This is a genomic window from Paludisphaera mucosa, assembly GCF_029589435.1.
GTDB lineage: Bacteria > Planctomycetota > Planctomycetia > Isosphaerales > Isosphaeraceae > Paludisphaera > Paludisphaera mucosa.
Map to the genome: position 1 here is coordinate 4,865,870 of NZ_JARRAG010000002.1, position 25,322 is coordinate 4,891,191.

18 protein-coding genes are annotated in these 25,322 nt (G+C 72.0%); 8 read left to right on the forward strand and 10 right to left on the reverse strand.

Going from position 1 to position 25,322, the window contains the following annotated elements; genetic code table 11:
- Positions 1-91: 91 nt before the first annotated feature.
- The gene (locus tag PZE19_RS28800; protein WP_277864053.1) at positions 92-2,737 is read left to right on the forward strand and encodes a multicopper oxidase domain-containing protein; all 2,646 of its coding nucleotides are present in this window, start codon (positions 92-94) and stop codon (positions 2,735-2,737) included.
- A 181-nt stretch (positions 2,738-2,918) separates the two neighbouring features.
- A complete protein-coding gene (locus PZE19_RS28805) occupies positions 2,919-3,137 on the forward strand; it encodes a hypothetical protein (protein WP_277864054.1) in 219 nt (72 codons plus the stop codon).
- A gap of 33 nt (positions 3,138-3,170) precedes the next feature.
- Here the strand turns inward: PZE19_RS28805 and PZE19_RS28810 are convergent, their stop codons facing one another.
- The gene (locus tag PZE19_RS28810; RefSeq protein WP_277864055.1) at positions 3,171-5,705 is read right to left on the reverse strand and encodes a fused MFS/spermidine synthase; all 2,535 of its coding nucleotides are present in this window, start codon (positions 5,703-5,705) and stop codon (positions 3,171-3,173) included.
- Positions 5,706-5,823: 118 nt separating this feature from the next.
- Positions 5,824-6,984, reverse strand: a complete 1,161-nt coding sequence (locus tag PZE19_RS28815) for a XylR family transcriptional regulator (protein WP_277864056.1) — start codon at positions 6,982-6,984, stop codon at positions 5,824-5,826.
- A 342-nt stretch (positions 6,985-7,326) separates the two neighbouring features.
- On the opposite strand from PZE19_RS28815, the gene PZE19_RS28820 reads away from it, so the two are divergent.
- Positions 7,327-8,418 (forward strand): DUF1559 family PulG-like putative transporter, encoded by a 1,092-nt coding sequence (locus tag PZE19_RS28820; protein ID WP_277864057.1) that lies wholly within the window; start codon positions 7,327-7,329, stop codon positions 8,416-8,418.
- Between the two features lie 171 nt (positions 8,419-8,589).
- Positions 8,590-8,832: a hypothetical protein gene (locus PZE19_RS28825; protein WP_277864058.1), complete on the forward strand. Its 243-nt coding sequence runs from the start codon at positions 8,590-8,592 to the stop codon at positions 8,830-8,832.
- A 70-nt stretch (positions 8,833-8,902) separates the two neighbouring features.
- Here PZE19_RS28825 and PZE19_RS28830 read toward each other — a convergent pair whose 3' ends face one another.
- Together PZE19_RS28830 and PZE19_RS28835 are read right to left on the reverse strand one after the other, a co-directional pair.
- Complete coding sequence (locus PZE19_RS28830) at positions 8,903-9,799, reverse strand: hypothetical protein (protein WP_277864059.1); 897 nt, start codon at positions 9,797-9,799, stop codon at positions 8,903-8,905.
- A gap of 84 nt (positions 9,800-9,883) precedes the next feature.
- Positions 9,884-11,113 (reverse strand): hypothetical protein, encoded by a 1,230-nt coding sequence (locus tag PZE19_RS28835; protein ID WP_277864060.1) that lies wholly within the window; start codon positions 11,111-11,113, stop codon positions 9,884-9,886.
- A 273-nt stretch (positions 11,114-11,386) separates the two neighbouring features.
- Here PZE19_RS28835 and PZE19_RS28840 point away from each other — a divergent pair, with 273 nt between their 5' ends.
- Positions 11,387-11,803: a hypothetical protein gene (locus PZE19_RS28840; RefSeq protein ID WP_277864061.1), complete on the forward strand. Its 417-nt coding sequence runs from the start codon at positions 11,387-11,389 to the stop codon at positions 11,801-11,803.
- 929 nt (positions 11,804-12,732) lie between these two features.
- Here the strand turns inward: PZE19_RS28840 and PZE19_RS28845 are convergent.
- From PZE19_RS28845 to PZE19_RS28855, 3 genes are all read right to left on the reverse strand, one after another.
- Positions 12,733-14,829, reverse strand: coding sequence for a M12 family metallopeptidase (locus PZE19_RS28845; protein WP_277864062.1), 2,097 nt, complete (start codon positions 14,827-14,829; stop codon positions 12,733-12,735).
- Between the two features lie 97 nt (positions 14,830-14,926).
- Positions 14,927-15,997, reverse strand: coding sequence for a dienelactone hydrolase family protein (locus PZE19_RS28850; protein WP_277864063.1), 1,071 nt, complete (start codon positions 15,995-15,997; stop codon positions 14,927-14,929).
- A gap of 209 nt (positions 15,998-16,206) precedes the next feature.
- Positions 16,207-16,908: an NAD(P)H-hydrate epimerase gene (locus tag PZE19_RS28855; RefSeq protein ID WP_277864064.1), complete on the reverse strand. Its 702-nt coding sequence runs from the start codon at positions 16,906-16,908 to the stop codon at positions 16,207-16,209.
- 95 nt (positions 16,909-17,003) lie between these two features.
- On the opposite strand from PZE19_RS28855, the gene PZE19_RS28860 reads away from it, so the two are divergent.
- Entirely contained in the window at positions 17,004-17,249 is a 246-nt protein-coding gene (locus PZE19_RS28860) for an FmdB family zinc ribbon protein (RefSeq protein ID WP_277864065.1), read from the forward strand.
- Positions 17,250-17,604: 355 nt separating this feature from the next.
- Entirely contained in the window at positions 17,605-19,140 is a 1,536-nt protein-coding gene (gene dnaA, locus PZE19_RS28865) for a chromosomal replication initiator protein DnaA (RefSeq protein ID WP_277864066.1), read from the forward strand.
- A gap of 30 nt (positions 19,141-19,170) precedes the next feature.
- Here dnaA and PZE19_RS28870 read toward each other — a convergent pair whose 3' ends face one another.
- The 3 genes from PZE19_RS28870 to PZE19_RS28880 form a co-directional block, all read right to left on the reverse strand.
- Positions 19,171-21,588: a serine/threonine-protein kinase gene (locus PZE19_RS28870; RefSeq protein WP_277864067.1), complete on the reverse strand. Its 2,418-nt coding sequence runs from the start codon at positions 21,586-21,588 to the stop codon at positions 19,171-19,173.
- Between the two features lie 473 nt (positions 21,589-22,061).
- A complete protein-coding gene (locus PZE19_RS28875; protein WP_277864068.1) occupies positions 22,062-22,619 on the reverse strand; it encodes a DUF1003 domain-containing protein in 558 nt (185 codons plus the stop codon).
- A 36-nt stretch (positions 22,620-22,655) separates the two neighbouring features.
- The gene (locus tag PZE19_RS28880) at positions 22,656-23,060 is read right to left on the reverse strand and encodes a DUF3224 domain-containing protein (protein WP_368411394.1); all 405 of its coding nucleotides are present in this window, start codon (positions 23,058-23,060) and stop codon (positions 22,656-22,658) included.
- Between the two features lie 869 nt (positions 23,061-23,929).
- On the opposite strand from PZE19_RS28880, the gene PZE19_RS28885 reads away from it, so the two are divergent.
- The gene (locus tag PZE19_RS28885) at positions 23,930-25,309 is read left to right on the forward strand and encodes a tetratricopeptide repeat protein (RefSeq protein WP_277864070.1); all 1,380 of its coding nucleotides are present in this window, start codon (positions 23,930-23,932) and stop codon (positions 25,307-25,309) included.
- Positions 25,310-25,322 lie beyond the last annotated feature (13 nt).

The following is a 25,322-nucleotide window of genomic DNA, read 5'->3' on the forward strand; positions in this document are numbered from 1 at the left end:
ATAACGAATTATTTTTTGCATTTCGTTCGGCGTCCTGGCATGCTGCCCGCGGCGGCCAAATCAAATCGTCGGTCTCACCGAGGCACCGAGCATGTCGACGTCACCTCGAAGACGCAGCCTGTGGTTGATCCCGCTGGTCCTGCCGATCGTTTGCGGCCCGGCCCGGGCTCAGGACGACAAATCGAGGACGGCGCGGGAGGCCTCGGCGCAGAAGATTCAAGAAGCCATCCCGCCGGCGGCTCAGCAGTTTCGCCGGGATCTCAGGAGTTTCATCCGGAGCGTCGACGAGAAGGAGCGGTTCCAGGCCGCCCCCTCGGCGGCGGCCGCCGCGGCGGAACTCGAACGGGCCCGATATCGAAACCCGTACTTCCGGTCCGGCGAGGAGCGAAGGTCCAGCGACGGCGTGCTCGACACCTCGCTGTCGATCGTCTACGGCGAACGCAAGCTCTGGCGTCCCGACACGCTGAAGACGGACGGTCGGGGTGGACTTCTCAACGCCGCGGGTCAGCCGCTCCCCGAAGGCGAGGAGCCCGTCGTGCTCGTCGACCAGGGCGTGATCGGCGTGCGCCTGCGTTCGTATGAGGGCCTCGCCGTGGGGCCCACGCTCCGCGTCAAGCCCGGCGAGATCCTCCGGGTGAAGATGAAGAACCAGCTGCCGCCTGAGAATCCCGACGATCACCAGCCGGACGTCAACGTCCCGCACGGCTTCAACCGTACGAATCTCCACACCCACGGCCTCCACGTCACCCCCGTGGGCAACGGCGACAACGTCCTGCTGACCATCAATCCGGGAGAGGAATTCATCAACGAGATCCCCGTGCCCGAGGACCACGTCGCCGGCACGTTCTGGTATCACGCCCACCTCCACGGCTCGACCGCGATGCAGGTCTCCAGCGGCATGGCCGGGGCCCTGATCATCGACGCGCCCGAGGACCACGCCGGCGCGGTCGACAACGTGCCCGGCATCGCGACGGCCGAGGAGCGGATTTGCCTGTTCCAGCAGATCGCCTACCACCCCGAAGCCCAGTCGGCCCCGGGGCTGAAGCTCCTGCCGATGCTCACCGAGGTCGGCGGACTTCCCCAGTCGGGCCAGGACGAGATCGTCGTCGGTCGCGTCGGCGCGACGCTGCACTTCCGCATCTTCGACGCGAAGGGCGTCCGGACCGTGGATACCGACGAGACCAAGCTCATCGGCAAGGAGAGCGAGCTGACCCGTTTCAGAGAGCGGCTTGAGGCGATGGACTGGCCCCCTTCGCCCACCCCGGAGCAGCGCGTCGAATTGGTCGCCGCCGTCCGGTCCCTCGCCGGCCTCGTCACGTATGTGCTCGAGGACTTCAACCGGGCCTTCGGGCCCCGCAGGTGGATCGACGGCAAGAAGTCCCAGGGATGGCGGACCACCGTCAACGGCCAGCTCCAGCCCGTGATCCGCGTCGCGTCGGGCAAGCTCCAGCGATTCCGGTTCATTCACGGCGGCATCCGAGACCCGATCGTCGTGCAGTTCGCCCCGATCCCCGAGGATCTGCTCCAGGCCGGACGGGCGGACGAGATCCGCTACGACGTCGACGCGATCAACGACGAGGGCATGCGCGAGTTCGCACTCGACGGCATCCCGCTCCCGGAGATCCGCAGGACGAAGGCGATCGAACTCCAGCCCGGCTACCGCAGCGAGGCCTTGGTGCGGCTCACGAACACCACGGGACGGGTCCAGCACTACCTGATGTGGGACGGCCCGAGCACCGTGAGCCTGGATCCCGCGGCCCAGGATTCCACCAAGGAGGCCGGGATCTTGGCGATCGTCGAGGTCCTGCCCGGCGAGCCCGGCGACGAAGAGGCCTGGCCCACCCTCCACGATTTCTCCAAGGTCAGGCGTCCGATCCCGATCGCGCCCCAGGACGTGGTGGGGCTCCAGACGATCAATCTGGAACTCAACCCGGCCCCCGCCCATCCGTCCGTCAACGGCCGATCATACGACCCCGACGCGGCCCCGCTCGCCGTCAAGCTCGGGCGGACCGACGAATGGAGGCTGACGACGAATGCCGCCGCCCACCCCTTCCACATCCATGTGAACCCGTTCTACGTCGTCTCCGAGACCTCTCAAGACGGCGTCGTCACGCCGATCGGGGTCTGGAAGGACACGCTCCTGGTCACGGCGGGCCGGACCCAGACGATACGGACCCACTACAAGCGCTACATCGGAGACTTCGTCCTGCACTGCCACATCCTCGATCACGAGGATCAGGGGATGATGATGGGCGTATCGATCAAGAATACGACATACGAAGTCGGCGCCAAGCTGGCCAATCCTCACCCCGCGCCGCGCTGGTCGCTGCCCGACGCCGCGGACGCGGCCAGGAAGCTCGACGACTTGCTGGGTTCGGACGCCACCGTGCTGGTCTTCCTCCAGCGGCAGGACTGCCCCGCCTGCAACGCCCAGATCAGGGCGTTCCGCGACGCTGTATCGAAGTTCCCCGACTTGAAGAAGGTCGACGTCGTCTTCGTCGCGCCCGGCGAGAAGGCCGCGTTCCAGCCGGACCCCGCCTTCCCGTACACGGCGGTGTATGATAAGGACCTGGGGCAATTCAAGGCTTACGGCTGCTATGTGCCGCGCCACAAGGCGGCGCTCCACGGGATGTTCCTCCTCGACAAGACGGGGCAGGTCCGATGGCGCGAAGTGTCGGACGCACCGTACATGAACATCGACCAACTCCTGCGGGAGGTCGATGCGATCAAGAGGTAGCCGGTCTGCGTCCGGGCTCATGCGACGCCGTCGTCGACCTCGTAAATCGTGGGATTCCGCCCGTTTTCAGCCCCGAGGGGCCCGCGGTTCCCCGGGGATCTCCGCGGATCGAGAGGATTGGTCCAAGCTGCTCCGCCGCCATCGAGTCTCCGAGAGGTTGCGGCCTGGGGGGGAGGGGCGCGTGCACGTATCAAGCCTCGACGGCCCTCGAGGCCTTGACGGCCCCCGAGACGAGATCGACGGATGGGGCCGCGAGCACGGACGGGCGGGGTCCGCCCCCCGGGGTTTCCTCGCGAGCGAGCTGGCCACGGCCGTCGACCGCCTGCTGGGGACCGCGGCGGCCCCCCTCGACGGGGCCGCCGTCGTCAGGCCGCACGCCCCGCCCGCCGCCTCGGCGTGAGTCGGCGCCTCCCGTCCGGCCGCGGCCACGGCGTCATTGCCACCGGGTCGGCCGATGGCGGAGCTTCTTCAGGACGCCGATGCGTTCCGGCGAGCCGACGAACGTCCGGTCGGGGAAGCGGTACTGGGCGCGGATGCCGGCGAGGATCCGCTCGTCCAGGCTGGAGTTCAGCCACATGCCGGCCAGGTACTGGAGCCGCAGGTTGCGATCGGTGTTGATCTGGGCGCCCTGCGTCCACTCCTTCAGCAGGGACGCCTGGCCGGCGTAGGTGTTGAGCAGGTCGACGCCTTCTTCGAGGCCCGGCTCGCGGCCCTCGCCGAAGCCCACCTCGCGCAGCGACAGCTTCACGCGGGCGTGGTCGGGACGGTCGAGCTTCCGTTGCAGCGCGTCGACGTCGATCACCGTGGGGTCGACCTGGCCGAACAGCACGGCGTCGTAGGTGACGCCCTCGCGGTCGTTGCTCCACAGGATCCCGTTCGGGAAGACCTCGAAGAAGGTGGCGATGACGCTCTTGGCCGTCTCCAGGTTGCTCTCGTAGAGGGGGATCCAGAGGCAGACGATCCCGCCCGGGTTCAGGTGGTCGCGGCACATCCGGTAGTACTCCACCGTGTTGAGCGCGGCGCAGCCCTTGACCCAGGGGTCGATCGGGTCGGAGGTGATGACGTCGAACTTCTCGCGCGTGGTGCGGAGGAAGTGCCGGCCGTCGTCGTAGACCACCTCGACCTGCTTGCCGTCGACCGTGTGGGGGTTCTCCTCGGCGATGCCGTCGACCACGTGGTAGTTGGCCTCGCCGAACATGGGCGTGACGACGGTCGGCACCAGGGGCTCGATGTCGCAGATGACGATGCGCTCGACGTCGGGGTGGGGGACGAACGAGCCGGCGGTGACGCCCGCGCCGCAGGCCACGACCAGCACCGACGCGGGCTTGGGATGGACGAGCGCCGGGATGTGCCCCAGCATCCGCTGGAGCCGCATGTCGGCCGTCCGGGTCGACGCCTGCACCTTGCCCGCGCCGTGGAAGCTGCGCACGCCGTCGGGCGACTCGGTCACGGCCACCGAGACGTTCTCGCCCTCGCCGACGTAGGTGCAGAAGAAGTCCTTCTCGCCGCGATCGGCGGGGACCTCCTTGACGACGTCGGGGTACGCCTGCGGCAGCAGGTTCACCGTCTGCCGGCCGAACGCCACGACCGTCCAGGGGACGGGCGTCAGGCTCCAGGCCAGCCAGCCGGCGACCCCCATCGCGGCGGCCAGCGCGACCGCGCCGCCGCGATGCAGCGTCCCGGGCGCCGGCCGGATCAGGGGGGCCAGGGCCGCCAGCGCGGCCGCCGCGGCGAGGCCGATCAGCACCCGCTCCGCGCCGGCCGTCCCGAGGGCGGGGACCAGCAAGAGGCTGAAAATCAGGGCCCCGGCGAGGGCGCCGAGCGTGTTGGCCGCGTAGACCCGCCCGACCAGCCGGCCGGGGTCCTCGCCGCGCGCGGCGACCGCCGCCAGCGCCAGCGGGAAGCTCGCCCCCCACAGGCAGGCCGGCGGCAGGACGGCCCACAGGCAGCGCGCCAGGTCGAGCTGGAAGGTGAACCAGGGGCTGGGCGCCAGCTCGGGCAGGATCGGCCAGTAGGGGAGCGACTGCGAGATCATGACCGCCGTCCAGGCGATCGCCGCGGTGAGCAGCCACTGGCAGACCCCCAGCGCCGTCCGGGCCGACGCCGCCCGCCGCGCCAGGGCCGCCCCCAGGCTGCTGCCGATCCCCAGGCCGATCAGGAAGACGGCCAGGATCAGCGAGAACGTGTACACGGTCCCGCCCAGCATCAGCGAGAGCAGGCGGGTCCAGACCACCTCGGCCCCCAGCGCCGACGCCCCCGAAAGGCCGATCGCCAGGTACACGGCCCGGTCGCCCCGCGCCGCGCCCTCGTAGGGACCCGGCTCGGCGGCCGCCTCGGAGGCCCCCGGGCGGGTCGAGAGCGCCAGGGCGACGACGGCCACGGTCGCGTTGAGGGCGACGGCGACGTAGGTGGCCGTGGCCATGTCGTGGACGCGCAGCAGGTAGAAGCCGGCCAGCAGGCAGCCGAAGACGGCCCCGGCGATGTTGCCGCCGTAGAAGAAGCCCAGCCACGACACCCCCTCGGGGTCGGTCTCGACCCGCCGCGCGATCGCCGGCAGGGTCGCCCCCATCAGCAGCGTGGGGGGCAGCAGGCAGATCGCGGCGACGATCCCGCGCAGCAGCACGTCGGGCGTCCCGCGGCCGGCGTAGAGCACATACACCCGCTCGACGTACGGCATGCCGAACAGCACCGCCAACCCGATGACGCCGATCCCCAGCTCGAGCAGGGCGTAGACCCGCAGGGGGTTCCGACGGGCCGAGACCAGCCGCGGCAGGAGCAGGCCGCCCGCCCCCATGCCGCCCATGAACGTCCCCAGCAGCACGCCCAGCGAGACGGCCGTCGAGCCGATCACCAGTTGCAAAAGCTGGAGCCAGACGACCTCGTAGATCATCGCGGCGCAGCCGCTGCCGACGAACAAGATCAGGAGCAAGGGCAGGAACCGGCGAGCGGCGGCCGGTCCGGTCGGCAAGGTCGAATCCTGTAGGGGCATCGCGCGGTCGTCTCCCGGTGGGTGATGGAAGGGTCCCATCGTCGGGGAGGCCGGTCGGCGATGCAAGGCCGGCCTCGGCGGGGTGCGGGCCGTCGCGTCAGGCCTGGGCGTGCGGCTTGCGGTTCTCGCGGCGGAAGGCCCCCGGGGCCGAGCCGGTGGCCAGGCGGAACGCGGCGCTCATGTATTCGGCGTGCGCGAACCCGGAACGGTGCGCGACGTCGGGCAGGGGGAGGTCGGTCTCGACCAGCAGTTGCTTGGCGAGCCGAAGGCGGGCCTCGGCGATCGCGTCGTGGACGGTCCGGTTCAGGGTCGCCCGGAACCGCCTCTGCAGGGCGCTTCGCGACACCCCGACGTGGGCCAGCACGTCCTCGACGCAGAGGTTGTCGCAGGCGCGCTCGCGGATGAGCCGCAGGGCCTTGGCCACGAGCGGGTCGCCGACCTTCTTGGTGATGTCGGTCGAGTGCCGGACGGCGACGCCCAGGGGCGGGACGTCCAGCCGCTCGCGACACGGCCGCCCGCGCTTCATCAGCACGTCGAGCAGGGCGGCGGCCTCGTAGCCGATCCGCCGGCAGGCGGGGATGATGCTGGTGAGCGGCGGATAGGCCAGCTCGCAGGCGAGGACGTCGTTGTCGACGCCGATGATCGCCACGTCGTCGGGCACGGCGAGGCCCGCCCGGCGGCACGCGTCGAGCGCCTGGACGCCCACGAAGTCGTTGCAGGCCATCACGCCCAGCGGCTTCGGCAGGCCCCCGAGCCAGCTCGCCAGCTTCTCGGTCTCCGCCTCCCACGACGCCTGCTGGTGCCCCCAGGAGACGGGGTTCTCGGAATAGTATTCGTCGCACCGGCGGCCCGCCGCGCGGGCCGCGGCGACGAAGCCGTCGCGGCGGCGGACGGACCAGCCGAAGTGGGGATGGCCGACGAACGCGAACCGCTCGCAACCCTGCTGCCGGAGGTGCGCCAGGGCCAGCGCGCCGATGGCCTCATGGTCGCTCTGGATGTTCGGCATGGGCGACTTGGGCCCCTGGTCGTCGACGTCCACCGTGGGGATGCCGGACTTCAGGACGACCTCGGAGAGCTGGGGGGCCATCCGGGTGATGATCCCGTCGCCTCGCCAGTCGGCCAGCCACGGCGGGGCCGGATCCTGCAGCGAGCGGTGCTCGAAGAAGATCGTCCAGGGCTCGTTCTCCTGGAGGTACTGGGCGACGCCGTGGATCATCTCGCGGCCGTAGGCCATCGACGTCTCGACGAGGACCGCCACGTGGGGCGGCCTCGCGCATCGCCTGGATGAGGTCATGGGAGGGCGCCCCTTTCGGAATTCGACGTCGCGAAAGGCGAGGCGGGATCGGGAGGAGGACGCGCACGATTTCGTCCGCCGGCGGCCGTCCCGTCACCATGGAGGGGCCCGCCGGTGGGCCCATGATAGACAGAGGCGTCTTCCATAAAAAGGCCGGACCGCGAAAGACCCAAATTATTAGGAGATAGCCCCAAAACCGCATGGCGGGGGCGACTCCGAAGGACCTAGGATCTTCATCAAGGCCCCATCATCTCTGCGCCAACTTCTCCCAGGGTTGACGTCCCCCTTGTGCTGGAGATTCATGTCATGAAGCGAAGCCGAGGCTTCACGCTCATCGAGCTGCTCGTCGTCATCGCCATCATCGCGGTGCTGATCGCCCTGCTGCTCCCCGCCGTCCAGGCGGCGCGCGAGGCGGCCCGCCGCGCCCAATGCGTCAACAACCTGAAGCAGCTCGGGCTGGCGATGCACAATTACGTCTCGTCGAACAACGTGCTGCCGGCCATGGTCACGTTCCTCGGCCCCTCGTATCTGCCCCAGCCGAACGGCCCCGGCTGGGGCTGGTGCGCCGGCTGGCCGATCGCCATCGCCCCCAACCTGGAGCTGCAGACGCTCTCCAGCGCGTTCAACTTCAACATGCAGGCCGACGACGCCTCGAACTCCACGATCGGCTACACGGCCGTCGCCAGCCTGCTCTGCCCCTCGGAGAACCTGGCGCAGCGGCCCGGCGCGCCCTGGGCGCCGCTCAGCTATCACGGCAACATGGGCGGCCCCGGCGTGATCGAGGCCTGGACCGGGACCATCGTGCCGAACTACTCCAACTTCCCGATCCCCAACGGCTGGGGCTGGCCGGGGCAGAATCAGGCCTACTTCGGCCTGCAGTCCATCAGCGACGGCACGTCCAACACGGCCCTGATCAGCGAGAAGCTGCTCGGCCTCGCCGGCAACCCCATCGTCAACCCGGGCGGCAACAACGGCAGGCGGGGCTACTTCAAGGTCGCCCACGCGAGCTTCAACGAGCCCCCGGCCGTGGCGACGAACGACGCCATGACGTTCCTCAACGCCTGCAAGAGCGCGCCGGCGACGACGAACTCGTTCAGCTCGGCCCCGACCGGCCAGTACTGGACCTTCGGCTATCCCTGGAACGTGGGCAACAACGCCTACACCCACTTCAACACGCCCAACGGGATGTCGTGCGTCGACAATCAGGGCAACGGCGACGGCCCGGACAACGGCGGCGTGAACGGCATCGTCACGGCCACCAGCAACCATTCCGGCGGCGTCAACGTGGGCATGGCCGACGGCTCGGTGAAGTTCATCAAGGATTCGATCTCCGTCCCGACCTGGTGGGCCCTCGGCACCCGGAACAGCGGCGAGGTCATCTCCTCCGACAGCTACTGACCGGCGGATCGGCCCCGGATCCGAAGGGACTCCGGGGCCGTCTCGTCTCACCGGGTCGCCTCGTCGCCGCGCCTCCGGCCGATCGATCGGCGGGGCGACTCACGGCGGCGGGATCGGCGACCCCGATCCATGGACTTCTCGGCGACACGGCCTGCGAAGGAGACGATAGCGATGAGACGGCTTACGGCCAAGCAGTTGACGACTCTGGCGGCGGCCTCGGCGTTCGCCCTGGCCCTGTCCGGCTGCGGCGAGAGCGGGCTCCAGGCCATGCCGGCCGACGCCCCCTACGTCGCCCCGCCCTCCCCGGGCGAGATGAAGCCGGCCTCGAAATTGAAGCGGATGCCCAAGAACGGCGTCCCCCTGGGGCGTCACCCGGCCGCCGGGCGCCCGAACGCGTCGACCCTGGGCGCGTAATCGACGATCCGATCGATCGACTCGCGGGGGCCGCTCGAACCGCGGCGGGCCCCCGCTCATCCGTTCGCGGTCAGTCGTGGCCGAACCAGCGGTGCGACTTCTCGTGCGAGTGCGACCCCTGGGGCGAGGGGACGGGCGACTCCGGAGGCGCGTTCTCCGGGGGGGCCTGCGGCGGCGCCGGGGGCGGGACGGGCACCAGGCCGGAGGTCGCGATCGTGGCGGTCCCCCCCACCGGGGCCGCCGCCGGGGTCTGCAAGACCGTCTCGTGCACGGTGCGGACCCGGGTCCGGCCCATCTGGACCATGCGCTCGCCGACCCGGGCGAGGGCGGCCGAGAGCATCCCCGGGCCCCGGATCTCGACCGAGGTCGTGGAGCTGGACGTCGGCACCGACACCGACGACCCGGCCACCGCCCCCGCGAGGGCCGGCGCGGCGGGGGCCATCATCGGCATCATCCCGTACGCCGGCGCGGCGGGGGCCATCGGCATCATCGGGTAGCCCGGGGCCGGGGGGGCGTAGCCCGGTCCCGCGGGGGGGCCGCCGGGCAGGAAGAAGTTCCCGGCCGGGGGGCCGGCCGCGGGCGGGGCCATCATCGGCACCATCATGTACTGGGGCGCATACTGCGGCGGCGCGTAGCCCGGATACTGCGGGGGATAGCCCGGATACGGGGGGGCGTAGCTCGGCGTCTGGGTGGCCGGCGGGCTCGGGGGCGAGGCCGGCGGCGCGTACGACTTCGAGGGGACCGGCGGCGCCTGCTGCGGCGAGGCCTGGCCCTCGTGGAAGTGCGACCGCTGGACGTCCGCGTCGACCCGCTTGGGACGCGCCGGGGCCGGGATCGACGAGGCCGAAGGGCGGACCGGAGCCGTCGCGTCCTGTCCCGGGCACGAGCCGGGCGCGGCGAGCTGCGCCGCGATCCAGACGCCCGCGGGGAGGGTCCACCCGAAAATCGCTCGCTTATGTCCGTCCATGAACCATCACTCCTTATGGCATCCTGTTTCCGGGCGAGGGGCGGCCCTGCGCCGAGGCTCCCGCGCGGGCGCTCCCGGTCCCGGTCAACGGGCTTGAGATCGCGATCGGAATTCGCGGGCGTACGAGGCGAAGAGCCGCTCCAGTCGTTCCTGCTGGGCCGGCGCGAGGGCCTGGCCCTGGCCTTGCGGGCTGCGGAGGTCCAGGCCGGCGGCGAGCATCTCCGAGACGAGATGCTGGGTGAGCGGGGCGAAGATGCCCTGCGACCAGAACTGCCGCCAGTTGGGGTCGGTCGGCACGATCTCGTCCAGACGCCGCATCATCTCGGCGCTCAGCTCGCCGAAGCTCGTGTACAGCGAGGCGCGGGCGGCGATGGCGTCGAACACGCCGGCGGCCTGGTCCAGCGTGGCCCGTCCGGCGGCGGCTCCCGGCCCGCGCAGCATCTGATCGATGGCGGCCGTCGCGATCCCCGGCTCCCCCGCCCCTGATCCCGGCCCCGGTGGCGACCCCAGGCCCACGGCGGCGGGGACCTCGCCGACGGTCACGGCGATCTCGTCGGGCTCGGAGATCCGCACCTCGCCGTCGGCGTCCACCGAGGCCACGATCAGGCCGAAGCGATAGATCCCCCCAGCGGCCGGGACGAACGAGTAGTACCCTTCCTCCTGGTCGGCCTGCACGACCTTCGGGCCGCCCATCGCGACCCAGCGGTAGGCGATCTCGCCCCGGGGCGTGGACCGACCCCCGTTCAGGGTGATCCGCCGGCCCACGAGGCCGATCTGGTCGTCGCCGGCGTCGGCCCGCAGCGGGGCCTTCGGGGCCGGGATCGTCCCCCGCGCGGCGCGGGAGGCGGGGGCCGCCGCGACCTCGGGCGTCTCCGCCTCGCCGATCGGCACGACGACCCGGGCCGTCCGCTCGACGCCCGCGGCGTCCCGGAAGAGGAGCAAGAAGCCCAGGCTGCGGGCGCCCGGGGGGACGGTGAACTGGATCTTCGAGCCGGCCTGGTCGTCGAGCGCGATCGACGGGCCCTCGAACTGGATCCAGCGATAGTGGGCCTCCGGGTCGGGGGCGCCCTCCAGCTCGACGGCGACTCGGGCGCCGGGGACGGGCGTGCCGCGATAGCGCAGGACGCCCGCGGGGGCGGGGGCGGGGGCGACCGGCGTGGCCGCGGGGCGATCGTCGCCGGCGGCGGCGGCCCCCATGCCCAGCAGCAGCAGGAGCGCCGAGAGGCCCAAGGACTCCCCGGCGGCTCGGGCCGTCAGGCCCGGAGTTCGGCCCCGCAAGCTCATGGCGATCCCCTCGAACGAGTCCGCTCGCACGCGACCGACGTCGATCACGGCCGTCGTTATCAAAGCCCAAACTAAGAAATCGTCCGACTCGCCCGCAAACTTGCGGCGAACCGGACGATTGGGAAGACAGGCGCTTTCGGAGAGACCCCGAAAACCCGCGCCTCGCGCGGTCGGCCGCCTGCTTACTTTCGCGCCTCGGGCGGGGCGTGGGATACACTTCGGCGGAGTCCATGCCGCAGGAAGGGCCTCCCCAGGGAGGGGAGAGGGACCGTCGCTCTTCGCGGCCCGAAACGGAGGTTCGCTATGCTGAGTCGATCTCGCCTCGCCCGCCCGGCCGTCGCGCTGCTCGCCGCGGCCCTGCTCGCGCCGGCGTTCGCCCCGACGCCCTGCTTCGCCCTCGGCATCTTCCACACGTATTACAGCAAGACCACGACGAAGACGGTCACCCACGGCCACCCTCCGGCCGCGGTCGCCGCACCCGCCGCGCCGGCCTACGCCCCCGCGTATTACGCGCCCGCGGCCCCGGCGTACTACGCCCCGGCCTACTTCGCGCCCGCGGTCCCCATGTACGCCCCGATGGCCCCCGCGTATTACGCGCCCGCGGCCCCGGCATACTACGCCCCCCCGGCCTTCCAGGCCCCGGCGGCCCCGGTGAGCATGCCGATCGCACCCAACTACGCCCCGGCGGCCCCCGCGCCCCAGGCGTCGGGCCAGCGCTGAGGCCGATCGTCGAGCCGACTATCCAACGCGTGCGACGGGACTCCGCCGCGCGCGTTTTTTTGCGCCGCGAGATCTATCGCCGATTGCCGGGCGTGTTAATATAGACCGTCTGGTTAATTTATTGAATTTGGGACCATCTTGCGGGCTGTGGCGTGCGGAGCTGCCGAGGCCGGCGCGGCGACGATCACCATCGGAGATGAACCAATGACAAGTATGTCGGCCCCTCGGCTGGTCCCGGCCGTCGTGGGACTGGTCTTCGCCCTGGCGGGCGACGCCGCGGCGAACTGCATCCACGGGTACGTGCGGTGCGCGAGCTGCGGCGGCAACGGCTACGGATACGGCTACTCGACGCCCATGGCCGTGCCGCTGCCGACTCCGGTCGGGACGCCCGCGCCGGTCGGCCCCGACGGCGGGCCGCCGCCGCCCCCGGGCGCGATGGCCCCGGGCCTGTATTACCCGGGCATGTACGCGCCGGCGTCCTATTCGCCCTACTTCGGGTGGTCCGGCGGGCATGCGGCCTCGGCCTCGGCCTCGGCCGCGGTCGCCCCTCGGCCCTCGTTGCTGGAAGGCTACAGCGAGGCGGCCCCCGTCTACAACGTGCCCGCGGGGGCTCCGTTGTGGAACGGCCAGATCTTCGGCTCGCACATCCTCCAGGTCCTGCGCCAGTTCGCGCGCCCGAGCCAGACCCGGGACGACCTGATCAAGCTGGCGATCCAGGCGTTCGTCAACGCCAGCGGCATCGGGCCGACCACCGCCGAGCGCGAGGTCATCGAGCGGATCGTCAGCCAGTTCCTCGGCACGATCGCCGGCCGGCCGGGCGCCCAGCCGGGCGGCGGGACGTCCCCCCCGGCCGGGACGAGCGGGGCCCCCAACGTCGTCCGGCTCGTGGTGACGATCGAGCTGCCGCCCGGGGCGAAAGTGCTGGGCGTTCAGCAGGAGACCCCGCCCGCCGGCGGCGGTCCGGGGCAGAGGCCGCCGGTCGACGACGGCGGAGTGGGCGAGCCTCCGCCGCCGCCGACCGCCGCCCCCGCCGCGGCGACGCCCGAGGCTCCGAAGCCGAATCCGGCGCCGAGCGAAACCCACAAGTAAGCCCGGGGGGGAAGGGCTGTGGGCGTCGGGGGATGGGCGCCGTCCTCCGACGCCTCGTCGCGCGCCCCGGGAGATCGCTTCAGGACCCGGGGGGCGCCGCCGCCTTCGGGGCCTCGGCCGGCGGCGGGGGCGTTCGTCGGGGCCGCCGGGGCGGGGCGCGCGGCGGCCGGAGGCGGCATGTATCCGGGCGGGGGCGACGGCCCGCCGAACGGGTCGGCCCCGGCGGCGTCGTCCGGGGGGACGGCGTCGCCGCCGCCCGTCGCGACGTCGGCCCGGCCGGCGACGGCCGCGCCGCCGCCGGCCGTCGTCGCCCCGGCTTCCGGGTAGGGGATGGTGACGGTGACGGTGATCACGCCGTTCGCGGGGCCGCCCCGCGGGGAGACCGAGACGGCGGCCGGACCGGCGGACGCCTCCGGCGCGGCGGCGGCGGCCGGGGCCGACGCGACCTCCGCCATCGGGGCGAACCCGAGCGACGACGGCAGCGACGGGAAGGGCGGCTCGGGGCGGGGCGGGGCCCCCCCGGGGCCCGCCGGCGGGGCGGGCGGGAGCGGCAGGGCGGGGGCCGCGGCCGCCGCGCCGGCCGCCGCCGGGCCGTACATCTTGTTGACCGCGACGACGTCGTAGAGGCTCGGCTTCTTGACGTTCCCCAGGCCGATCACGTCCGTCGTGAGGGCGAAGTTGTACTTGGTCCGGTAGTAGTCCCGCCAGGTCGCGGGGATCGAGTAGACCGGGTAGACCGGCCGGAAGGAGGCGTCGACCGCGTTCGGATTCACGCTCCCCGCCCGCGAGTCGTACAGCATGATCGAGAAGAAGTCGAACCCGGTCCCCTGCGTCGTGAAGTCCTGCACGGGCGTGGTGAACTGCGAGATCCAGCCCTGCTGGATGTTGTTCTCGATGAGCGAGAGGTGCGAGGGCCGGTCGGGCCGGGACTGCTCGTGGAACAGCCCCAGGGCGTGGCCCAGCTCGTGCGCGATGTGCGATTCCGGGAACCGGTCCGGGTGCAGGAGGTTCAGCCACTGGCCGCCCGAGTACATCCCGACGCTCGACGAGCCGGCGTCGCCGGTGACCAGGTGGACGTACAGGTAGTTGGGGTCGCCCGGCCGGTAGGGGCGGAAGGCGACGGCCGACGTCTGGTCCATCCAGAGCCGGCAGGCCGCCTCGAAGCGGGGGCGGAACGGCTCGTAGCTCGGGTCGATGAAGTAGGGGACCACGCCGCCCGGCCAGTAGAACCGCGTGTCGAGGATCGCCAGGGCCGCGGCCACCGACGGCCCGGGGTCGCCCGGGGGCGGCGGCGAAGCCCCTTCCTGGGGCTCGAGCGCGTGGGCCGCGGTCGCGAAATGCTCCAGGGCGTCGCTCGACTCCTTGGGCATCTCGCCGCCGTCGGCCGGCCCGGCGGATCGGAGCACGCGCCGGGCGGCCTCGTACCGCCGGACCGCCTGCAAGAGGCGCTGGAATTCGGCCTGACCCGCCGCCGGCGCGGTCAGCCGGGTCTTCCGCTTGGGCTGCGCGGCGAGCTGCCGCGTCAGGCGGTCGGCCGACTCGCGAAGCCCGGCGGGGAGGCGGACGTCCTGCTTGTTCGGGCTCTTCTCGAAGTCCTGCGCGGCGGCGATCGCCCCGTTCATGAGGGCGTTGCCGACGTCGTCGGTCGTCCCGACGATCATGTCGCCCTCGATGACGACGTACGGCCCGACCACCGCCGCCTTGGCCTCGACGGGCCGGAAGCGCGCGTCCCACGTGATCGTCACGGGGAGGCTCGGGGTCGGCAGCCGGCCCCCCAGCATCGGCGCCAGCGCCCCGGCCGCCTGCGGGGCGGGGGGCGGCGGGGGCTCCTGGGCCAGCCCCGCGCCCGGCGCGGTCGTCAGGCCCGACGCCACGAGCGCGGCCGCCGTCGCCGCCGCGCACGAGCCCAGGACGAGGGGACGCTTGCGATGCTTCATGGCGTTTCTCCCGGCGGAAGAGCGGGCGCGAGGTGTCGTGGATGAAGCTTATCGAAGCATTTCGCAAAAGCAAGTGCCATCCTAAGCCCCGCGTCGATCAGCGCCGCCGGGCGGGCCCGAGGACGTTTTCCAGGAAGGCGTCGATCCGCCCGTTGGACTCGTCGGTCGGCTCGTGGGCCGGGCGGTTGGTCATGGCGACGCCCGGGCGGACGCCCAGCAGGGCGTCGACGGCGAGGACGTGGTTGAGCGCCCGCCAGCGTTCGGGAGGGTCCTCCGCGCCGCCGGAGACCAGGAACGGCCGCGGCGGCATCAGGGCCAGCAGCTCGTGGAGGTCGCGGCCGTCGGCGACCAGGCGGGCGTACGCGCCGGTGCGGGGGTCGGCGGGCGTGACCAGCCCCGGCTCGCGGCGGCGGCCGGGCTCCCAGCCGAGGTACCAGGGCTCCCAGTAGTTGACGTTCGACCGCGACTCGTCGAAGACGATCCCCGGGTCGGACCAGACGCCGCAGGCGAACCGCTCGTCGAGGCAGGCGGCGAACAGGGCCCACTTGCCGCCGTAGGAATGGCCCACGACCCCGACCCGCGCGGGGTCGACCTCGGGAAGCCCCTGCAAGGCGGTCAGCGCGTTCGAGGCGACGTGGGCCAGGTAGGCCAGGGGCTGGATCGGCGGCTCCCATTTCGACGGGTCCAGTACGCGGGGATCGAAGCCGATCGACAGCGCGACGAAGCCCCGCTCGGCCAGCCGGCGGGCGAAGTCGCGGTGCGGCTTCTCGCCCAGGCCGACGGCCGTCTCGGGCTCGTAGAAGACCGTCAGCACGGCCGGATGCGGGCCCGGACCGTCCGGGATCAGCACGTATCCCGGCGCCGTGCGGTCGGCGGCGACCTGCACCCGCACCCGGCGCTGGAGGAACGCCCCCCGGCGCTCCTCGCCCAGCAGCTCCAGCCTCGGCCGTTCGATCCGCGGCGGCTCCTCGCCGATCCGCGCCCGCCAGCCCCGGAGGATCTCGCGGCGACGCTCGCCCCACTCGGCCTTCGTCCGGGCGACGCGGCCGTCCTCGAACATCAAGGGGGATCGATACGTCCCCAGGTCCCCGGCGAACGCGGCCGGCGGGCCGTCGTCGCCGGCGCGGAGCGGGGGGGCGGCGAGCAGGGCGACCGCAAAGACGGCCATGGCCATTCCGAGCCTCGGGGATGGGCCGTGGCGAGCGTCCTTCTCCCCTCGTGGGAGAAGGTGGCCCGAAGGGCCGGATGAGGGGGGCGGGACCGAGAGCCTGGCGGATTCCCCCTCATCCGGCCTCCGGCCACCTTCTCCCACGAGGGGAGAAGGACGATTGGCGACGGCCCCTGGACATCGTGCGCCGAACCGCTTCCGGGGCGTGTTCATCTCGCGAACCTCCTCAACAGCTTCCCCGGCAGGCCGATGTCGACGACGGCGATCTCGCCGGTGTAGGCGGAGGCCCCGGGGGCGTCGAAGCCGAACTTGCGGGCGGCGAAGGTGACGGTGGCCCGGGCGCGGACGGCGACGCCCAGGGGCTCGCCCGAATCGGCGTCGAGGCCGGAGGGGACGTCGAGCGCCAGGATCGGCTTGCCCGAGCGGTTCATGGCCTCGACCACCGCGCGGAAGGCCCCGGCGACGGGCCGCGCCAGGCCCGTGCCCAGCAGGCCGTCGACGAGCCAGTCGGCGTCGGCGAAGAGGGCGTCGAGGGCCGCCGGGTCGGGCTCGGCGTCGGGCCGGGCCTGCTGGGGGATCCCCGAGCGGTCCAGGATCTCCCACTGCACGCGGGCGTCGCCGCGGATCGACTCCGGGGGGGCGAACCAGGCGAGCGACACGGGGAAGCCCCAGGCGTCGAGGTGCCGGGCCATGACGCCGCCGTCGCCGCCGTTGTTCCCCGGTCCGCAGACGACCAGCACCTTCGGCGGCCCGGCGTCGCCCGCCGTCTCGGCCCAGTAGGCCGCGGCCCCCCGGCCGGCGTTCTCCATCAGGACCAGGGTCGACAGGCCGAATTCGTCGGCCGCGAGGGCGTCCAGGCTGCGGACCTCCTCGCGCGACAGGGGGCGGATCTCGATCGGCGATGGGGACATGATGGCGCTCTCCGTTGACAAGCCGGCGGCGGATTTCGAATAATACATGAGTCGTCCTCGATGTGTAAGCCGGAACGATCCCGAGGAGCCCCTCCATGCCGATCTACGAATACCGCTGCGAGCCCTGCGAGCACACCTTCGAGACCCTCATCCGGGGCGGCTCCGACGTCGCCAAGTGCCCCCGGTGCGGCAACGTCGAGGTCGCCAAGCAGTTCAGCGTGCCCGCCTCCTCGCCGACCGGGACGCTCGGCTACAGCCCCGTCTCGGCCCCCGGCCTCTCGATGGGCGGCGGCGGCTGCGGCAAGCCCGGCTGCGGCCCCGGCGGCTGCGCGGCGAACTGATTCCGCGCTTCTTGAGCCGATCTCGCAAATCCCGCCCGTCGCGCCGGGCGCGGCCGTCGCCGACGTCAGACTTCGCCCCGTTTGACGTCGGCGCGCCGGTCGAGCTTGCCCCCTCCGCAGGGCCCAGCCTGGCGCATCCCGCACACCTGGCGCATCGCCGCGCCTCTTCCCCGAATTGCCCCGTCCCCGTCTTTGACAGGGTCCCGCGCAGGGCGCATATCTTCGTGGCCGACGTGGGAACCTGATCCGCCTGAGGGGTCGAGGGTGCCTGGGCGGTCGCTGAGGGACAGGGGAAATCGCCGGGCCCACTCGGGACCCGGCGGCCGAAGGGACGTCTAGCGGCGGGGGCGGGATCATGGTCGGGACGACCGGGAAGACGAAGGGACGCGAGCGGCCGGCGACGGCGCCCGGGGCGGTTCGGACGGCGGTCTCCCACGCGCAGGAAGAGGCCTTGCGGACGGCGGTGGCCGAGCGGATCGGCGAGAACCGGTTCGGGCTCTGGTTCGGGGAAGGGGTCCGGCTGGGGGTCGTCGACGACGGCGACGCGGTCGAGGTGCTGGTCCCGAACGCCTACTTCCGCGACCGGATCCGGGGCGGCTTCGCGGCGAGCGTGGCCGCGGCGGTCGAGCAGGTGATCGGCCGGGCCCTGCCCGTGTCGTACTCGGTGCAGGACGAGGCCGAGCCCCGCCACGAGACCGAGGCGATCCCCGAGCGGCCGGCGACGAGCGACGACCGCCGGCCCAAGGTGACGGTGCCGATCCCGGGCGCTCCGCGGCCGTCGACGGCGCCCGCCGAGCGGCCGGCGGCCGACCCGGCGGCGCAGCCGCATCGGTTCTCGGCCCCGCCGGGCTCGGCCCGGGTCCTGCGCAAGCTCGACGACTTCGTGGTCGGGCCCGCGACGCAGATGGCCTACGCGGCGGCCCGCGAGATGGTCCGCTCGGCGGGCCGTTCGTTCAACCCCCTGTTCCTCCACGGCGGCGTGGGCCTGGGCAAGACCCACATGCTGGAGGGGATCGTCCTGGGGATGCGGCAGGCGCACCCGGGGCTGAACGTGGTGCACGTCACGGCCGAGGGCTTCACCAACGGCTTCCTGGAGGCCATGCGGACCGCCTCGCTGTCGGGGTTCCGGAGCCGGCACCGGGGCGTGAACGTTTTGGTCGTCGACGACGTCCACTTCCTGGCCTCGAAGCGGGCCACGCAGGAGGAGTTCCTGCACACGTTCAACGCCCTGATCGAGCGGGGCGTGCCGATCATCCTGTCGTCGGACCAGCACCCGCGGCGGATCGCCAAGCTGACCGACGAGCTGGCGACGCGGTTCCTGGGCGGGATGGTCGTGAAGCTCGACGCGCCCGACGTCGAGACCCGCAAGGCGATCGTCCGGGCCAAGGCGAAGGCCCGGGGCGTCGAGGTCCCGGCCGCGGTGGTCGACTTCATCGCCGAGAACGTCAAGGCGAGCGTCCGCGAGCTGGAGGGGGCGCTGCAGAGCGTGCTGGCCCACGCCTCGCTGTCGAACCGGCCGATCGGCATGGCCGTCGCCAAGGCCGCGCTCGGCGAGACGATCCGCTGCACGAGCCAGTCGATCGCCCTCCGCGACGTCGAGAAGTCGGTCTGCGGCCACTTCCAGGTCGAGGCCGACGACCTCAAGTCGGGCAGCCGCGTCCGCACCCTGGCCTACCCCCGGATGCTCGCCATGTACCTGGCCCGCAAGCACGCCGGGGCCAGCTACAGCGAGATCGGCCGCTATTTCGGCGGCCGCAACCACTCGACCGTGATGTCGGCCGAGAAGAAGGTCGTCGCCTGGCTCAAGGACGACGTCCGCAGCCCGCTCCTCCCCGGCTTCGACAGCGTCGTCGACATCCTCGCCGACCTGGAATCGACCCTGGGCGCGTGACGTCCGGGGACGGGGGGAGGGCCCGCCGGCTCATGGGGCCGGCGTCGGGGGTGGGGGCGGTCGTTCCAGTCGCTCCTCGACGGCCTTCGTCTTGGCGTGCCCCGCGGGCAAGGCTTCGCGGTAGATGGCCAGGGCTTCCTTCAGGAGCGGCTCGCCTTCCGCGGCCCGGCCGTCTTCGGCGAGGAGCCCGCCGAGAGCGGCGACGGTGTCGGCGAGGTTGGGGTCGCGGCTCGTCAGGCGTCTGCGACGGCCTTCGAGCACCTCTCGGAACAGCTTCTCGGCCTCCGGTCGGCGGCCTTCGGCCCGCAGGATGGCGGCCAGGTTGTGCTTCGCGAAGAGCGTGTTCGGGACGTCCGGGCCGAGCGTTCGATCGAAACCCTCCGCCACCTGGCGGGCGACGACCTCCGCGCCGGCCAGGTCCTTTCGGTCGCGGAGCAAGACGGCGAGGTTGTTCTTCGCGACCAGGACGTCGGCGTGGTCCTCGCCCTGGACGCGGGTGCGGACGTCGATGATCCTCCGGAACATGGCCTCGGCCCCGGCGAGATCGCCCCGCTTCTGGCGGAGCGTCGCCAGCGAGTTCATCGCGCCCAGCGTGTGAGGGTGGTCCTCGCCCTTGACGCGGAGACTCAGCTCGACGCCCCGTTTCAGGATCGGCTCGGCCTCGGGGAGGCGGTCCTGGAAGAGGAGCACGCCGCCGAGGTTGTTCATCGCCTCCGCGGTGTCGCCGTGATCCGGCCCCTTGATCGCTTCGCTCAGCGGCACGGCCAGGGAGAGGATCGACGCGGCCTCGGCCGGCTTCCCCTCGTAGTAGAGCAAGAGGGCCAGGTTGTTCATCGACTCCAGCACGTCCGGGTGGCGCGCCCCCAGGACGCGACGCCGGGCTTCCAGGTTGGACCGGAAGAGCCGCTCGGCCCCGGCCCAGTCGTTCCGGTCCTGCATCAGCGAGGCCAGGGCGTCGACCGCCGCCAGGGTCGCGGGGTCGTCGTCCCCCTTCGCGCGGGCGCCGAGCGCGAGGGCCTCGCGGAGGTGGGGCTCGGCCTTGTCGTACTCGCCGAGCGAGCGGTACGTCCGGCCGATCGCCCCCCGGACCGCCGCCTCAATCTCGAGCTTGCCGGCGAAAGCCCCCCGGATCTTCGCGGACGAGCGGTCGAGCGCCTCCTCGACGGTGACCTTCCGGTCGCGCGGGTTGTTCTCCGGGGCCGCCTGGGCCAGGATGTCGTCGACCAGGAAGCGGTTGATGGCCTGGGCGATGTCGGCGGCGCGCCTCGACTCGGCCCCGGCCCGCTCGGCCTCGCGCCACTTCCAGGCCACGCCCGCGACCCCGGCGACGACGGCCGTCGCCAACGCCGCCGACAGTCCCGCCAGGGCCGGCTGGCGTCGGCACCACAGCCCGAACCGCGCGGGGGCGGCCACCGGCCGGGCCGAGATCGGCTCGCCGGCGATCCAGCGACGGAGGTCGTCCGCGAGGGCCTGCGCCGAGCCGTACCGCCGCCTCGGGTCCTTCTCCAGGCACTTCAGGCAGATGACCTCCAGGTCGCGGGGCGTGTCCGGGTTGTGCCGCGACGGCGGCTCGGGCGGGCGATTCCGCACCTGCTCGATCGTCTCCATGGCCGTCGACCCGATGAACGGCGCCCGCCCGGCGAGCATCGCGTAGATCACCGTCCCCAGGCCGTAGACGTCGCTCGCCGTGGTGACCGCCGCGCGACGGCCGCCGGCCTGTTCCGGGGCCATGTAGCCGGGAGTGCCCAGGATCGCCCCCGACTGCGTCAGGTCGGGGCCGGCCCCGAGCCGCCGGGCCAGGCCGAAGTCGGTGACGTAGGGGGCGCCGCGTTCGTCCAGCAGGATGTTGGCCGGCTTCAGGTCGCGGTGCAGGACGCCCCGCTGGTGCGCGTGATGCACGGCCTCGGCCGCCGTCGCCGCCAGCCGGGCCGCGGCCGACGGATCGCGGCGGAAGGCGGCGAGGCGGCGATCAAGCCCCTCGCCCTCGATCAGTTTCATGCTGAAGTAGCGCCGCCCCTGGTGCTCGCCGACCTCGTAGATCGGCACGATGTTCGGGTGGTCGAGCAGGGCGACCGCCTCCGCCTCGTTCTGGAACCGCCGGCGCTCGTCGTCCGAGGCGAATTCGTCCGCCCTGATCATCTTCAAGGCCACCCGGCGGTTGAGGCTGATCTGGCGGGCCTGATAGACGACGCCCATGCCCCCGCGGCCGAGGACGCCGGCCAACTCGTAGTCGCCGAAGTAGCGGACGAGGAGGCCCTCGGGCGGGCCTGGCGGCTCGACGGCCGACGCCGACTCGACCCCCGGATCGGTCGTCGCGTCGAGGTCCGGGGGCCGGGCCGAGGTGGTCTGCGTTTCCCTCGATTCCGCGCCCCGGCGGCCCTCGACGACCCGGTCCGCCACGGTGGTCGGCGGGACGTCCCCGGCCTCGTCGGCCGTTCGTTCGACCATGCCTCACCTCCCCCGGATCGGGCCGACGGCCGTGGATCCCCGGCGACGTCGACGTCCCCTGGCCCGGGCTCGATCAAGGCCGCGGCCCCCTCGCCGGGGAGATGAGCCGGCCCGGAACGCGATCAGCGAAGGCCCATCGAGCAGGGGCTCGCCGAGCAGAGGCCCGGGGTCGCCGGACCTCGCGAGTGTGTCGCGGCCGGAGACCCAGGTCAAGTGGAATTCGCACATTTTAGCGCAAGCCGGCAGGCCCGGGCCGGTCCGCGAAGGGTCGCGGATCGACCCCCAGGCACTGGGCTGGGGAGCGTCGGTCCGGGAAGACCGCGTTCCGCATGGCGGCGGCCTGATTCGCGGTCTTGAACTTACGTTCAAGTGAACCATCGTCAAACATGCCACGCCCCCCGCGCGCATCGTCTTCGCATGACGAGGCGCGCGGGGGGCGTCGCGGGATCGCGGGTGGATCGGGCGGGCGGACGTCAGGAGGCCGGGGCCCCGGTGGAGGCGGCGGGGTTGCTGTCGGGGTCGATCCGGGTCTCCAGCTCGTCCTCGATCCGGCGGATGATCTCCTCGTGGCGGGTCTCCTCCTCGAACAGGGGCTCGCGGTCGTCGGGGAGGGAGACGCCGTTCTGCTCGCAGAGGGTCCGCAGCAGGCGGAGGATCTCGGTGGTCTCCTGCTCGGCGAGCATGTTGATCTGCAGGTCCAGGTGGTGCCGGCGCTCGCTGAGCCGGGACTGGCGGTTCTGGCTCATCATCAGGATCGGGGCCGCGTACGCCGACTGGAACGACAGGGCCAGGTTCAGCAGGATGAACGGGTACGGATCCCAGTGCCGGGCCCAGGCCATCAGGTTCAGCAGCACCCAGATCGCCAGCAGGGTCGTCTGCAGCAGGATGAACGTCCAGCTCCCCATCACCGAGGCGAACGAGTCGGCCATGCGCTCGCCGGTCGTCCGGACGCTCCGCGAGTCCTCCTCCATCTTGGCGACGGTCGCGATGTTCTTGCTGGTCAGCTCATCGATCGAACGGGCAGGATCCATCGACGTCCCTTGATGTTCGCCGGCCCCCGCTCCGCGTCAGGGGACGTCGGGCAGGGTGTACTCGAAGTCGTAGTAATGCTTCCCCTCGCCGACGGTGATCCCCATCTTGCCGGCCAGCCCTTCGAGCCCGTCCGTGCCGGTGTCGGGCACGACGGTGATCGACAGGCCGGGCGCGCCGCGGTCCATGATCCCGTGGTGCTGGATCACGAAGCTCCCCGACCGCCCCTGCAAGGTCCCCGTCACCCGCTCGATCGCCACGTACCCGGCCGAGCCCTCGACCGCGCCGTGGGCCGCCAGCATCTCGCCCTTGCCGACCGCCTCCAGGTCGCCGCGATATCGCTTGTCCAGCGCCATCCGGTGCACCCCCGCCTCCCGGGCGAGATCGCCCGGTTGCTGGGGCGCCATCTTGACCTCGAACTCCCCGCAGATCCGCGTCGCCATCATCACGTCCTCCTGTTCATTTGACCATGACGATGAAACCTACCCCGGATCGGCCGGGCGGGCAAGGGGGCTTCCCCGCCGGCGACGCCGCTGGCTTCGATTCGGCTTCCTTCGTCGCCGCGACCAAGGAAGCCATCGGACGCAAGTCTTTTTGATAGATTGGTTTAGATAGCGATTTTGTCGTCGCGGCGTTGGATTCGCACGATGATTTTCTCGACCTTTCCCAGTCGTTCAAACGTCCGTCGCACGCCTCGCCCAGGGATCTGCCACCACATCTCACCAAGGATAAGATGCCATCGAATGTCGCATTGGGGACGGCCGAATAGGACCTTCCCCCCTCGCGAGGGGAGATGGCGGGGGGTCGGGTGAGGGGGAGGACGCACCATCAAGTCAGGACGTCTCATCCCGTCCCTTTTGCGCTCCCCCTCATGGCCGATCCCCACGGATCATGATCCGGATGATCGAAAATGATATAAGTAAAGCCGTCGCAAGCGAAAATCAGACCAAACGCATCCCGGGCCGGCCGTTCTCGCCCTCGGGGAACGCTCCTGGGCTGCGAGGCGAGGCCGACCCGTGGCGATCCCCGACTACCAGACGATCATGTCTGCCCATGCTCAAGCGGCTTGCGGATGACCGAGGATGGTCGATGAGTGTTGATATCTGGATCATCGAGCCGTGCGGGCTCCCTCCCGTTCGGCGTCGGCGGGAGTCGTCGCGAGGCCCAGGACTTTCGCGAGGTCGCGAAGGGTCCGAACGAGCGGCTCGGGCCTTGCAGGGTGGTGTGATCGACGTCGATCGGACCGCCGACCAGCATGTCGTCGGCGGTGAACCTTGAGTCGGGTCCGGGGGCATCAGGAAGGCGGGGCGTCATGGATCGGTCGCGGAGCTGGAGGAATGTCGGCCTGACGGCGGTCGGGCTGGCCGCCGCAGGGTTCGCGTTGCGCGTCGCCGGCCTGGTCGGGGCGGCGGACGGCGTCGCCGAGGTGGCCGACGCCGACCCCCAGCAGCGGCTCCCGGTGATCCGTCGGCTGGTGCGGGAAGGCCCGCCCGCGGGGCGGCCGGAGCTGCTGCGCCGGTTCGCCGAGCTGGACGGGGGCGAGGGCCTGGCGACGGAGCTGCTGCTCGCGACGATCGACCTCGACCCGGCGGGCGCGGACGCGATGCTGGAGGCGTATCGCGGGCTCTTCCCGGACTCGCCCTTCCTGAGCACCTGGACCATCGAGGCGCGGCTGAAGCAGGGGAGGGTCGACGAGGCCGTGCAGATCCATCGCGAGGCCGCCGCGAAGGTGAGCGACGAGGTTGTCCGGCGCGGGCTGCTGGACCAGTTCACCCGGCAGATGGCCGACGCCGGCCGGGCTCCCGAGGCGTACGCCGCGGTCGAGACGCGCGACGCCGAATACGTGTTCCGGCTGCTCGCCGGCCGGCTCGAACCGGGCGCGGGCTATGGGCCCGAGCGGCTCAAGCCGGAGGAGGCGTCGACGCTCCGCGCGCTGGTCGCGGCGCACGAGGCCCGGATCGGACGCTCGCCGTCGGTCGTCTATCACCTCGGGCGGGCCGACGAAGGCGAAGGCCGCGACGAGGCCGCCCAGGGCCTCTACGGGGAGGCGATGCGAGCCCTGGTCGCCGCGGGCTGCGGCCCCGGCCCCGCCGTCGACGCGGATTGGGACCGGATCCGGAACCGTCGCATAAACTGCCTGTTCCGGCTGGGTCGCTGGGAGCAGGCCTACGACGAATGCGAGCCGACGAAGGCCACCTTCGACCGGCTCTGCCAGCTCTTGGAAGAGGCCGGGCGCGTCGATGACGTGGAGAAGCTGGCCGCCCGGCATCGGCGACGCGCGCCGGACGACCCGGCGCTGGCCTTCTGGGAGGCCGCCGTCCGCTGGTCTCGCGGCGAATACGCCGAGGCGCTCCCGCTGCTGGACGATTATCTGCGCCGGGCCGAGCCGCCGCGGGAACGCGCGAGGGCGGCGATGGACCGCAAGTTCCGCTCGCTGGTCCACCTCGGCCGGCTCGACGAGGCCCGGGCGATGGTGGCCCCGGCCGCCGTCCGCCGCTGGCCGGAGCAGGCCCTGTGGGGGATGATCGTCGCGGCCAAGGCCGGCGACGAGGCCGCGCTGGGCCTCTTGATGGCGGAATACGCCGATACCCGCAGCACGGACGGGGCCTACGCCGACGAGGACCTCGGGCCGCTCCTCCGCGACGGTCCGTTCGCCGCCGTGCGCGAGAAGTTTCCGCCGCCCGCGCCCTGAAGACGCGGGCGAC